General features: G+C 73.2%; 10 protein-coding genes. 6 read left to right on the forward strand and 4 right to left on the reverse strand.

Annotated elements, in window-relative coordinates; translation table 11 throughout:
• Positions 1–19 precede the first annotated feature (19 nt).
• The 4 genes from ACFYXV_RS17905 to ACFYXV_RS17920 all read left to right on the forward strand — a co-directional run bounded on the left by ACFYXV_RS17905 (position 20) and on the right by ACFYXV_RS17920 (position 5,379).
• Positions 20–2,785, forward strand: a complete 2,766-nt coding sequence (locus tag ACFYXV_RS17905; protein WP_389383399.1) for a GNAT family N-acetyltransferase — start codon at positions 20–22, stop codon at positions 2,783–2,785.
• Between the two features lie 64 nt (positions 2,786–2,849).
• On the forward strand, positions 2,850–3,455 hold the full coding sequence (locus tag ACFYXV_RS17910; RefSeq protein ID WP_383337387.1) for a DUF5998 family protein: 606 nt from the start codon (positions 2,850–2,852) through the stop codon (positions 3,453–3,455).
• Positions 3,455–4,657 (forward strand): alkaline phosphatase family protein, encoded by a 1,203-nt coding sequence (locus ACFYXV_RS17915; protein ID WP_389383400.1) that lies wholly within the window; start codon positions 3,455–3,457, stop codon positions 4,655–4,657. The genes ACFYXV_RS17910 and ACFYXV_RS17915 overlap by 1 nt, the downstream gene beginning before the upstream one ends.
• Positions 4,658–4,728: 71 nt before the next feature.
• Complete coding sequence (locus ACFYXV_RS17920; protein ID WP_366104666.1) at positions 4,729–5,379, forward strand: thymidine kinase; 651 nt, start codon at positions 4,729–4,731, stop codon at positions 5,377–5,379.
• A gap of 65 nt (positions 5,380–5,444) precedes the next feature.
• On the opposite strand, the gene ACFYXV_RS17925 is transcribed toward ACFYXV_RS17920, so the two are convergent.
• The gene (locus tag ACFYXV_RS17925) at positions 5,445–6,242 is read right to left on the reverse strand and encodes a VOC family protein (RefSeq protein WP_385460423.1); all 798 of its coding nucleotides are present in this window, start codon (positions 6,240–6,242) and stop codon (positions 5,445–5,447) included.
• Positions 6,243–6,417: 175 nt separating this feature from the next.
• On the opposite strand from ACFYXV_RS17925, the gene ACFYXV_RS17930 reads away from it, so the two are divergent.
• Positions 6,418–7,272 (forward strand): sulfurtransferase, encoded by an 855-nt coding sequence (locus tag ACFYXV_RS17930; protein WP_389383401.1) that lies wholly within the window; start codon positions 6,418–6,420, stop codon positions 7,270–7,272.
• A gap of 84 nt (positions 7,273–7,356) precedes the next feature.
• On the opposite strand, the gene sepH is transcribed toward ACFYXV_RS17930, so the two are convergent.
• Positions 7,357–8,385, reverse strand: coding sequence for a septation protein SepH (sepH, locus tag ACFYXV_RS17935; protein ID WP_385460429.1), 1,029 nt, complete (start codon positions 8,383–8,385; stop codon positions 7,357–7,359).
• 537 nt (positions 8,386–8,922) lie between these two features.
• On the opposite strand from sepH, the gene ACFYXV_RS17940 reads away from it, so the two are divergent.
• Complete coding sequence (locus tag ACFYXV_RS17940) at positions 8,923–9,705, forward strand: hypothetical protein (protein ID WP_389383402.1); 783 nt, start codon at positions 8,923–8,925, stop codon at positions 9,703–9,705.
• A 6-nt stretch (positions 9,706–9,711) separates the two neighbouring features.
• Here ACFYXV_RS17940 and ACFYXV_RS17945 read toward each other — a convergent pair whose 3' ends face one another.
• Complete coding sequence (locus ACFYXV_RS17945) at positions 9,712–11,040, reverse strand: D-arabinono-1,4-lactone oxidase (RefSeq protein ID WP_389383403.1); 1,329 nt, start codon at positions 11,038–11,040, stop codon at positions 9,712–9,714.
• Positions 10,991–12,247: an MFS transporter gene (locus ACFYXV_RS17950; protein ID WP_385460438.1), complete on the reverse strand. Its 1,257-nt coding sequence runs from the start codon at positions 12,245–12,247 to the stop codon at positions 10,991–10,993. The genes ACFYXV_RS17945 and ACFYXV_RS17950 overlap by 50 nt, the downstream gene beginning before the upstream one ends.
• Positions 12,248–12,397 lie beyond the last annotated feature (150 nt).

Raw genomic sequence — 12,397 nt, forward strand, 5'->3', positions numbered from 1 at the left:
CTGGCCTTAAGATCGCCGCATGACCATCGCGTCGGACCCCTCGTACCCGGCCCACTGGGAAGCGGACGTCGTCCTGCGCGACGGCGGTACCGCCCGGATCAGGCCGATCACCACGGAGGACGCGGGCCGGCTGGTCAGCTTCTACGAGCAGGTCTCCGACGAGTCGAAGTACTACCGCTTCTTCGCGCCCTACCCCCGCCTCTCCGCCCGCGACGTGCACCGCTTCACCCACCACGACTACGTGGACCGGGTCGGGCTCGCGGCGACCGTGGGCGAGGAGTTCATCGGCACCGTCCGCTACGACCGGATCGGCCCCGACGGCCGGCCCGCCTCCGCGCCCGCCGACGAGGCCGAGGTCGCCTTCCTCGTCCAGGACGCCCATCAGGGCCGCGGGGTCGCCTCCGCCCTCCTCGAACACATCGGCGCGGTCGCCCGCGAGCGGGACATCCGCCGGTTCGCGGCCGAGGTGCTGCCCGCCAACAACAAGATGATCAAGGTGTTCAAGGACGCCGGGTACGAGCAGAAGCGCAGCTTCGAGGACGGCTCCGTCCACCTCACCCTCGACCTCGAACCCACCGCCGAGTCCCTGGCCGTCCAGCGCGCCCGCGAGCAGCGCGCCGAGGCCCGCTCCGTGCAGCGGCTGCTGACCCCCCGCTCGGTGGCCGTCATCGGGGTCAGCCGCTCCGGCGGGGGCGTCGGCGCGGCGGCCCTGCGCAACCTGCGCGACAGCGGCTTCCGCGGCCACCTCTACGCCGTGAACGAGGCCGCCACCACCGATCTGCTGGACGGCGTACGGGCCTACCGCGCGCTCGGCGCCGTCGACGCCCCCGTCGACCTCGCGGTGATCGCGGTCCCCGCCGAGCGCGTCCCCGAGGCCGTGGCCGCCTGCGGCGAGCACGGGGTGCAGGGGCTCGTGGTGCTGTCCGCCGGGTACGGGGAGAGCGGCGCCGCCGGTCTCGACCGCCAGCGCGAACTGGTGCGCCAGGTGCGCTCGTACGGGATGCGGCTGATCGGGCCGAACGCGTACGGCGTGATCAACACCGCCCCCGAGGTCGGGCTCAACGCCTCCCTCACCCCGGCGCCCGCCCCGGCCCGCGGCCGCATCGGGCTGTTCACCCAGTCCGGGGCCATCGGCATCTCGCTGCTCTCCGCTCTGCTGCGGCGGGGCGAGGGGCTGTCGTCCTTCGTCTCGGCGGGCAACCGGGCGGACGTCTCCGGGAACGACATCCTCCAGTACTGGTACGAGGACGAGGCCACCGACGTCGCGCTGATGTACCTCGAAACCCTGGGCAACCCCCGGAAGTTCACCCGCCTCGCGCGCCGCACGGCGGCCGTCAAGCCGGTGGTCGTCGCGCGGGGCGGCCGCCACACCCCCGCGGGCCACGTGGTCCCCGGGACCAGACTGCCGGACGCCACCGTCTCCGCCCTGCTGCGCCAGGCCGGGGTGATCCGGGTCGGCACGGTGACGGAGCTGGTGGACGTCGGACTGCTGCTCGCCTCGCAGCCGCTTCCGGCCGGGCCGCGCGTGGCGATCCTCGGGAACTCCGAGTCGCTCGGAGTCCTCTCGTACGACGCCTGCCTCGCGCAGGGGCTGCGGCCAGGAGCCCCGCAGGACCTGACGACCGCGGCGACGGCGGCGGACTTCCGCACGGCACTGGGCGCGGCGCTCGGCTCCGCCGAGAGCGACGCGGTGATCGTCACCGTGATCCCGTGGGTGAACGAGCAGGAGCCGCAGGACGACCTGGCGGGCGCCCTGCGCGACGCGGTCGCCGCGCACCCCGGCAAGCCGGTGGCGGTGGTCCACGTGGAACTGGCCGAGCTCGTCGACGCCCTCTCCCCGGCGGGGGCGCTGTCCCCGCGCCTGCGCCCCACCGAGGAGGACGAGGGCGGGTACGCCAGACCGGACGTACGGATCCCGGCGTACCCGGCCGCCGAGCGGGCCGTACGCGCGGTCGCCGAGGCCGTCCGGTACGGACAGTGGCGCCGGGCCAACGCCGACACCGGACAGGTCCCCGAGTACGAGGACATCGACGAGGCCGGGGCCGCCGCCCGGCTCGCCGCCCTCCTCGCAGATTTCGGCGAGGGCGCCGGCGAGGGCGTCCTCACCCTCACCGAGACCGACGCCGCCGCCCTCCTCGCCCACTACGGGATCCGGGTCCTGCCCACCCTGCCCGCGCCCACCGCCGACGCCGCCGTCCGGGCCGCCCGGAGCCTGGGCTACCCCGTCGCCCTCAAGACCACCGCCCCGCACCTGCGCCACCGGGCGGACCTCGGCGGCGTACGCCTCGACCTCGCCACCGAAGCCGACCTGCGCCGCTCGTACGAGGAGCTGACCGACCTCCTCGGCACCCCCGGCGAACTGCTCCCCGTGGTCCAGGCCATGGTGCCGCGCGGGGTCGACACCGTGGTGCGGTCCGTCATCGACCCGGCCGCCGGAGCCGTCCTCTCCTTCGGGCTCGCCGGCGTCGCCTCCGAGCTGCTCGGCGACACCGCCCACCGCCTCGTCCCCGCCACGGACCGGGACGCCGCCGGGCTGATCCGGTCCATCCGGACCGCACCCCTCCTCTTCGGCTGGCGCGGCAGCGACCCGGTGGACACCCCCGCTCTCGAAGAGCTCCTGCTGCGGCTGTCCCGGCTCGTCGACGACCACCCCGAAGTGGTGGGCGTCACGCTCGAACCCGTCGTCGTCGCCACCGAAGGCCTCTCGGTGCTCGGCGCCTCCGTCCGCGTGGCCCACCCGCCGGCCCGCACCGATCTCGGTCCCCGGACGCTCCCGAGCTACTGACCGGCACCGCAACCTCGGGAAGACGGGTCCGCGGGCGCCCGGTGTGCCCCGTACGGGCCTTAGGATGGACCCCATGGCGAAATCCGGTACGACGACCCAGGGGCTGCGCACGGCGATCGAGCGCAGCGGCTACTACCCGGCCCTCGTGGCCGAGGCCGTGGAGGCCGCGGTGGGCGGCGAGCCGATCTCGTCGTACCTGGTCCACCAGGAGACGACCTTCGACTCCAACGAGGTGCGCCGGCACGTCACGGTCCTGGTCCTGACCGGCAACCGCTTCATCGTGAGCCACACCGACGAGCAGGCCGCCGACGCCGGGTCCCCGTCCCCGTACGCGACCACCTCCACCGAGTCCGTCAAGATCGGCGCGATCTCCTCCGTGGTGCTCAGCCGCGTCGTCGCGAACCCGGAGTCGTACACCCCGGGCACCCTGCCCCGCGAGGTCGTCCTGACCATCGGCTGGGGCGCGGTCTCCCGGATCGACCTGGAGCCCGCCGCCTGCGGCGACCCGAACTGCGACTCCGACCACGGCTACACCGGCAACTCCACCGCCGACGACCTCAGCCTGCGCGTCAGCGAGGCCGGCGACGGCCCGGAGGCGGTCCGCCAGACCCTCGTCTTCGCGCAGGCGCTCAGCGAGGCGACAGCGGCGACGTCCCAGTCCGCCCGCTGATGTCCTACTCCGCACCGTCGAACTGGGACGAGCCGGAGCTGCTGGACCTCACCGGCGCCCCCGTCCCGGAGTACGGCACCGGCTCGCTCGCCGACCTGCTGCCGACCCTCGTGGCCGGCCAGGGCGTCCCCGGGTTCACCGCCTCGATCCCCGAGCTCGCCCCGGCCGACCGGAACTGCGTGTTCCTGGTCGACGGCATGGGCTGGGAGCAGATCAAGGCCCACCCGGACGAGGCCCCGTACCTGACCTCCCTCCTCGGCACCTCGCGCGGCGGCACCGGCCGCCCGATCACCGCGGGCTTCCCGGCGACCACCGCCACCTCGCTGGCCTCCGTGGGCACCGGCCTGCCGCCCGCCCGGCACGGCTTGCCCGGATACACCGTGCGCAACCCGGCCACCGGCGAGCTGATGAACCAGCTCCGCTGGCACCCGTGGACCTCGCCGAAGCCCTGGCAGCCGTACCCGACCGTCTTCCAGCAGGCCGACAAGGCGGGCGTCGCCACGGCGCAGGTGTCCTCGCCCGCCTTCCAGACCACCCCGCTCACCAAGGTCGCGCTGAGCGGCGGCACCTTCCTCGGCCGGATGACCGGCGAGGAGCGGATGGACCTCGCGGCCGAGCGCCTCGCCGCGGGCGACCGCTCGCTGGTGTACACGTACTACAGCGAGCTCGACGGGGCCGGCCACCGGCACGGCGTGAACTCCGACGCCTGGCGCGGCCAGCTGATGTACGTCGACCGGCTCGTGCAGCGGCTCGCCGAACAACTCCCGCCGCGCACGGCGCTGTACATGACCGCCGACCACGGCATGGTGGACATCCCCTTCGACGAGGACTCCCGGATCGACTACGACGAGGACTGGGAGCTGGGCGCGGGCGTGGCCCTGCTCGGCGGCGAGGGCCGGGCCCGGCACGTGTACGCCGTTCCCGGTGCCGAGGCCGACGTCCTGACCGTGTGGCGCGAGGTGCTGGGCGACCGGTTCTGGATCGCCAGCCGCGAAGAGGCCCTGGAGCTGGGCTGGTTCGGCCCGCCGGGGCAGTGCGACGAGCGCGTCCTCGGCCGGATCGGCGACGTGGTCGCCGCCGCGCAGGCCGATGCGGCGATCACCGCGTCCGTGAACGAGCCCAACGAATCGGCGCTCGCCGGGATGCACGGCTCGATGACCGCGGCCGAGCAGCTGGTCCCGCTGCTCGAAATCCGCACCTGAGACGACCGACCCGCACACCCGCACACCGCCCCGCACCCGCCGACCACGACTCGAAAGGCCCCGTTCCCTCCATGCCCGAATTGGTGTTTTTCTCCGGCACGATGGACTGCGGGAAGAGTACGTTGGCGCTCCAGATCGCGCACAACCGCGACGCGCGGGGACTCCAAGGCGTCATCTTCACCCGCGACGACCGGGCGGGCGAGGGCAAACTCTCCTCCCGCCTGGGCCTGGTGACGGAGGCGGTCGAGGCGCCGGAGGGCATGGACCTGTACGGGTACCTGGTCGCGCAGCTCTCCCAGGGCGGCAAGGCGGACTACGTGATCGTGGACGAGGCGCAGTTCCTCGCGCCCGACCAGATCGACCAGCTGGCACGCATCGTCGACGACCTCGGCCTGGACGTCTTCGCCTTCGGCATCACCACGGACTTCCGCACGAAGCTCTTCCCCGGCTCGCAGCGGCTGATCGAACTGGCGGACCGCCTCGAACAGCTCCAGGTCGAGGCCCTGTGCTGGTGCGGCGCCCGTGCCACGCACAACGCCCGTACGGTGGGCGGCGAAATGGTGGTGGAAGGCGCCCAGGTGGTGGTCGGCGACGTGAACCGTCCGGCGGAGGAGATCGGCTACGAGGTCCTGTGCCGCCGCCACCACCGCAAGCGGATGACGAGCGGCTCCGTCTCCGCCGGCGCGCTCTCCCCGGACGTACTGCCGGTCGCCTCCGACTGAGACGCGCCGACCACCTGCGCCCGCGCCCGGGCCCGTGCCCGTGCCCGTGCCGCAGACCAACCCCGTCAACGGCCCTTCGCCGGGCGTGACTCCACGAGCGTGAACACCGCGCCCTCCGGGTCGGTGACCGTGGAGACCCGGCCGGTCAGCCCCTCGCGGGGCGGCTGGACGACCCGCCCGCCGAGGCGGTGCACCCGGGCCGCGGCCGTGTCCACGTCCTCGACCTCGAAGTACGTCATCCAGTGCGGGCCCCGGTCGTGCGGGAGCGAGCGGCCCACCCCGTGCACGGCGGCGACCGGACGCCCGTCCAGCAGCAGCGTCACGTAGTCGAAGTCGGAGCCGGCCGCGGCGTGCGTCTCGGCCTCGTGGCCGAAGACGTGCTGGTAGAACTTGCCCACGGTCGAGGTGTCCTGCGTGACCAGCTCGGCCCAGACCGGGGTGCCGGGGACGCCCGACAGCCGGGTCCCGATGTGCTCCTCGGCTTGCCAGATCCCGAAGATCGCCCCCAGCGGGTCGGAGCAGATCGCCAGCCGCCCCTCACCGCCCGCGTCCAGGGGCCCCACCGCGACCGTGCCGCCGCAGGAGCGGATCGTCTCGGCCGTCGAGTCCGCGTCGTCGGTGGCGAAGTACGTGGTCCAGGCCACCGGAAGATGCCGGTCCGGGGGCATCTCGCCGATGCCGGTCACCTCTTGGCCGTCGAGGAGGGCGCGGACGTACGGGCCGAAGGGCTGCGGGCCGGGCTCGTACTCCCAGCGGAACAGATCGGTGTAGAAGGCCTCGGTGGTCCCGAGGCCGTGCACCATCAGACTCGACCAGCACGGGGTGCCGGGCGGGCGCCGCGTTTCTTCCGGTTCCTCGGTCATGTCAGCCGTCTCCTCCGTCGTCGCTCATCCCGGACCAGATGCTTCCACTACGGCGGGTCCGGCGCGCCTCGACCGGCCGGGTTTCGCCGGTGCGGGGAGAGATGACCGAATCGATGCGGCCTGTCGATGTCGGGCTTGTTACACGGGCCGCGGAGCGGGGAGGAAGATGGGCCGCATGACTGCGAATTCTGCGCCCTCCGTGATCGTTTCCGCCGCCGAACTGATGGACGAGGTGGCCGGCTCCCGGCCGCCGGTGCTGCTCGACGTCCGCTGGCAGCTGGGCGGTCCGAACCTGCGCTCCGCCTACGACGCCGGCCACCTGCCGGGAGCCGTGTACGTGGACCTCGACCGCGAACTGGCAGGTCCGCCGGGATCGGGCGGCCGCCACCCGCTGCCGCAACCGGAGGAGTTCGGGGCCGTCATGCGCCGGGCCGGGGTCTCGGCCGACGCGCCGGTGGTCGTGTACGACGGGGGTCTGGGCTGGGCCGCCGCCCGGGCCTGGTGGCTGTTGCGCTGGACGGGTCACACGGACGTGCGGGTACTGGACGGGGGGCTGGCCGCGTGGACGGAGGCGGGCGGTCCGGTGACGGAGGATGCCGTCACCGTTACGGAGGGCGATTTCAAGCCAAACCCGGGGGCGGTGGGGCTCCTGGACGCGGACGCGGCGGCGGCGCTCGCGCGCAGCGGCGTCCTGCTGGACGCGCGTGCGGGGGAGCGGTACCGGGGCGAGGTCGAGCCGATCGACCGGGTCGGTGGGCACATCCCGGGTGCGGTGTCGGCGCCGACGACCGAGAACGTGGGCGCGGACGGGAAGTTCCTCGCGGCGGCCGCCCTGCGGGCGCGCTTCGCCGGGCTGGGCGCTTCGGGTGCGGCGCCGGTCGGCGTGTACTGCGGTTCCGGGGTCTCGGGGGCGCACGAGGTGCTGGCGCTTGAGGTGGCGGGAATTCCGGCCGCCCTGTACGCGGGCAGCTGGTCGGAATGGTCCGCGGACCCGGCGCGGCCCGTGGCCACCGGTCCGGACCCGCGGTAGGGGGCTACGCCCCGGGCCCCGCGCCCGTGACGGCGGCGGGGCCGGGGCCGGGTTGCGGGCCCGGGGCGCGGGGCGACCGCTCCGCTACTCCTGTTTCTTGCGGCGCGTGCCGAAGACGATCTCGTCCCAGCTCGGGACCGCCGCGCGGCGGCCGGGGCGGACGCCGTCGGCCTCCGCCTGCCGGTCCGTGGTGCCCGTCAGGCGGTCGCGGTGGCCCGCCACCGTGCGCGGCATCAGGACGTCCGCGTAGGCGGCGCCGGCTCCGGCGCTCGCCGAGGCCGCCGGGGGCTCCTCCGCCTCCGGCTGCTCCTCCGCCTCGGGCTCGGGGCGTTCGGGGACCACCAGGTCGCCGCGGAAGCTGGGCACGGCCTCCAACAGGCTCGTCAGCGTGTCCCGTTCCTCCTCGGGCTCCGGCGCGGGCGCCGCGTTGTTGGCGGTCCGCTCCAACTGCCGGTCCAGGGCGCGGTCCAGCGGCCGGTCCCGCGGCAGTCGCGCGATCCTCGGCACGAACGGGAAGCTGGGCTCCGGCGTCGCCGGGAGGTCGTCGGCCTCGCCGATCAGCGAGCGGGCCTCGTCGTCGACGGCCACGACCAGCCGGCGCGGCGGGTCGTACGTCCAGCTCGCCGCGTGCGGTTCGCCCGCGACGCGGTAGACGAGCAGGACCTCCCAGGTGCCGTCGTCACGACGCCAGGAGTCCCACTGCACGGACTCCTTCTCGGCGCCGCGCAGCGTCAGCCGCTCCTGCACGGCCTCGCCGAGCTGGGGTCCGGTGTTCTCGCCGGGGCGGCGCACGGGCGTCTTGCGGGCCCGCTCGGCCATGAAGGCGCGCTCGGCCAGCACCGGCCCCTCGAAGCGGCGTACGCGGTCGACGGGGATGCCCGCGAGTTGGGCGACCTCCTCGGCGGAGGCACCGGCTCGTATGCGGGCCTGGATGTCACGGGGGCGGAGGTGGCTCTCCACCTCGATCTCGATCTGGTTCAGGCGCGCGCGGTCGTTGCGCACGGCAGCCCGCAGCCGCTCGTCGATCGGAAGCGTGTACTCCGTGCTGTCCGCAGCCTTGAGCACCAGTCGTGTGCCGTCATTTGAGACGGCCACGACACGCAGTTCGGGCATGGGGACCTCCCGGGTGGTGCCTGCCGACGTCACGTGCGTCGCTGCTTCCGCTAGTCGAGTGTGGCCTGCCCGGGTGCAGCCTGCCACAACCTTGCCGAGTTCAACCGGCGTGTCGGGCATGCGCCCTTGATCGCCGTTATGGCACGGTTACCTGTTGGGCACACACAGTGACCGAACGGTTACTGTGCGCATCAGAAATGCGTGCAATGCCGCGGCATCACCGGTCTCGAGTGCCGTTTCTTCATCAGTCGGCCCCCTCTCCCGAGTCCGGACATCCGTAAGGAAGGACGGCCCCAGGGCTCGCCACAGTACTCCATTCGGGCCACCTGGGTGGACCGCCGCGCCGCCGAACTTGTCGCGGGCGGCGGGAGTTGGGCTGCCCTGAATCGGGCGGGACCTGCGCCCGCACCCGAATCCGCGTGTCCTGCTTCACAGAATCCCCAGAAACGGAACTATCCGTTTCGCTCGGCGGTCAGTAACTGCTGAGAGCAGTGAAGCGCGAGACGTCGCGAGAGGCAGCACACACAGGGGATGAGGATGGGTCAGAAGACCACGCCGGAGGCCGCGGGCGCGGACGGCGCCGAGAAGAAGAAGCTCGATCTGAGCGTGGCGCAGATCGCGGGCTCCTCCCTCGCCACCGTCGCGGCCGCCCTGCTCGCCTCGCAGCTGGGCGTCTACGGGACCATCCTCGGCGCCGGCGTGGTGAGCGTGGTCGCCACCGCCGGCGGCCCCGTCATCCAGCACCTCTTCAAGCGCACCGGCGACCAGCTCCGCGAGAGCACCCGGCCCAGGGCCCGTCAGGTCCCGCCGCTCGGCGGGGAGAAGGCTCCCGACGGCACCCTGCCGCTCCGCGCGGCGGCACCCTCCGGGGAGTTCGGCGAAGCCACCGTGCACGGCACCCGCGTACGGGGCTGGAAGCGGACCGCGGTGGCCTCGGGCGCCGCCTTCGCCATCGCGCTCGGCGGGCTGGGGGCGTACGAGGCCTTCTCCGGCACGGCGATCAGCCAAGGCGGCGGGACCCTCTGGTCCATCGGTACGCACAAGGTGAGCGACGAGCGGCCCAGTGACCCGGACACGGGCACCGGCACCGGCGGCAAGGGCGGGGAGCCCTCGGACACCGGGGCCTCTCCGAGCCCTTCGGCTCGGCAGGACGGCCGGGGCCCGAGCCCGAGCCCCGACCCCTCGGGCTCCGGAGGCCCGGGGCCGGAGCCGAGCTCCACGCCCACCCCGACACCGACGCCCACCCCGACCCCGACTCCGACCCCGACGCCCACCCCCACACCGGACCCGAGCGGCAAGGGGCAGCAGCAGGCTCCCTGAGCCGAACTACTCGCCCAGGACCCGGCGCAGGTAGTCGTTGCCGAACAGCCGGTCCGGGTCCAGCCGGTCCCGGAGCGCGGTGAACTCGCCGAAGCGCGGGTAGACGCCGGCGAAGTACTCCGCGTCCCGCGTGTGCACCTTGCCCCAGTGCGGCCGCCCGCCGTGCGCGGTGAAGATCCGTTCGGCGGCCGTGAAGTAGGCCTGGTACGGGGTGCCCTTGTACATGTGCACCGCGATGTACGCGGTCTCCCGCCCCGAGGCCGTCGACAGCGCGATGTCGTCCGCCGGAGCCGTCCGCACCTCCACCGGGAAGCTGACGCGCAGCGAGGAGCGGTCCACCATCGCCTTGAGCTCGCGCAGCGCCTCGACCACCTGTTCGCGCGGAAGGGCGTACTCCATCTCCACGAAGCGCACCCGGCGCGGGCTGGTGAACACCTTGTACGGGATGTCCGTGTAGGTGCGCGCGGACAGGGCGCGGCTGGCGATCCGGGCGATGGAGGGGATGGTCGCGGGGACGGCGCGGCCGAGGGAGTTGACGGCCTGGAAGACGCCGTTGGACAGCAGCTCGTCCTCGACCCAGGCGCTCACGGCTCCGGGCGGGGCGGCGGGGCCCTGGCTGCGGTTGTTGCGCTTGGTGTTGCAGTTGCCGGTGTGCGGGAACCAGTAGAACTCGAAGTGCTCGTTCTCCGCGAAGTGCTGCTCGAACTCGGCGGTCACCCGGTCGAAGCCCATGGGCTCCTCACGGGCGGTCAGGAAGAAGACCGGCTCCACGGCGAAGGTGATCGCGGTGACGATGCCGAGGGCGCCGATGCCGATCCGGGCGGCCGCGAAGACCTCCGGGTTCTCCTTCTCGGAGCACGTCAGCAGCCGGCCGTCCGCCGTGACCAGCTCCAGACCGCGGATCTGGGCGGCGATGGAGGCCGAGTCGCGGCCGGTGCCGTGGGTTCCGGTACTGGTGGCCCCGGAGACCGTCTGCTCCATGATGTCGCCCATGTTGGTGAGCGAGAGGCCCTCCCGGGCCAGGGCCACGTTCAGGTCCTTGAGCACCGTCCCCGCGGCCACCGTCACGGTGCCGGCGGCCCGGTCGATCTCCCGGATCCCGGCCAGTGCCTGCGGACGTACGAGCACCCCGTCGGTCGCGGCGGCCGCGGTGAACGAATGGCCGGTGCCGACCGCCTTCACCTTCAGCCCGTCCTCGGCGGCCCGGCGCACCGCCTCCTGAAGCTCCCCGACCGACACCGGGGTCACCACGCGGGCGGGGGTGGCCGTGACCGTGCCCGCCCAGTTATGCCACGCGGTCGCCCTGCTGTTCTGCCCTGCTGTCGCCGTCCCCATCGGTTGCTGGCTCCTCCCCTTGCGCCGGCTTCGTCAGCCGGCGGTATCCCGCGAACGCGACCGCCGCCGCGGCCACTCCCGCCGAGATGGAGACGACGTACCCGCTGCGCGCCCCGGAGGCGTCGATGACCAGTCCGGTCACCGACGAGCCGACCGCCACGCCGACCGCGAGGCCGGTGCTGATCCAGGTCATGCCCTCGGTCAGCTTCGCGCGTGGTACGTGCGCCTCGATCAGGGCCATCGTGGTGATCATCGTGGGAGCGATGGCGAGGCCCGAGACGAAGAGCGCCACGGCCAGAAACGGAAGGTTCCCGGCCAGTAGGAGGGGGATCATACTCACGGCCATCGCACATACGCCCAGTACCCAACGGCGTTCGCTCTTGCCCTTGAGGTGGAGGAGGCCGAATACGATGCCCGCCAGGCAGGATCCGAACGCCCAGATGGCCAGGATGAAGCTGGCGGCGGACTTGTGGCCCTGCTCCTCGGCGAAGGCCAGCGTGGACACGTCGATGGAGCCGAAGATCGCGCCGGTCGCCACGAACGTCGCGGTCAGGACCTGGAGTCCGGGGGAGCGCAGGGCGGAGGTGCGGTCCCCGTGCTCCGCGCGCGGGTGCGGCTCGGGCTCGGTGGAGCGCTGCGCGGTCAGCAGCCAGACGCCGACGAGCAGGCACAGGGCGGCGATCAGGGGGCCGGCCTCGGGGAACCACGTGGTGGACAGGCCGATGGCGATGATCGGGCCGAAGATGAAGCAGACCTCGTCCACGACGGACTCGAAGGAGTACGCGGTGTGCAGTTCGCGCGGGGAGTCCCGGTAGATCACGGTCCACCGGGCGCGGACCATCGAGCCCACGCTCGGCACGCAGCCGGCGACGGCCGCGCAGACGAACAGGGTCCAGTCGGGCCACCCGTTGGCGGCGGCCGCCAGCAGGACGGCGACCGAGGCCACGCAGATGAGGGTGGCGGGACGGAGCACCCGCCGCTGCCCGTACTGGTCCACCAGGCGGGAGACCTGGGGGCCGATGAACGCGGCGGCCAGGGCGAGGGTGCCGGTGAGGGCGCTCGCCATCGCGTAGCGGCCGGTGATCTCGGAGATCATCGTCAGGATGCCGACGCCGACCATGGATATGGGCAGGCGGCCTATGAGGCCTGCGGCGCTGAACCCCAGCGTGCCGGGGGCCGCGAATATCGCGCGGTAGGGACTGGGCAAGGTGCCCTCCGTAAGGGACGTCATTGGCCCATACAGGTTACGACCGCCGACAAGGCACCCGCACGGGGAGAATCCGGACCAGGACCCGGACCGGATCCGGAAGGGAACTTAGGGTCACCTTACCCAGCTCGGGGTGCGGGCGCGCCGCCG

Origin of the sequence: Streptomyces sp. NPDC002181 (genome assembly GCF_042890485.1) — a bacterium.
Classification (GTDB): domain Bacteria; phylum Actinomycetota; class Actinomycetes; order Streptomycetales; family Streptomycetaceae; genus Streptomyces.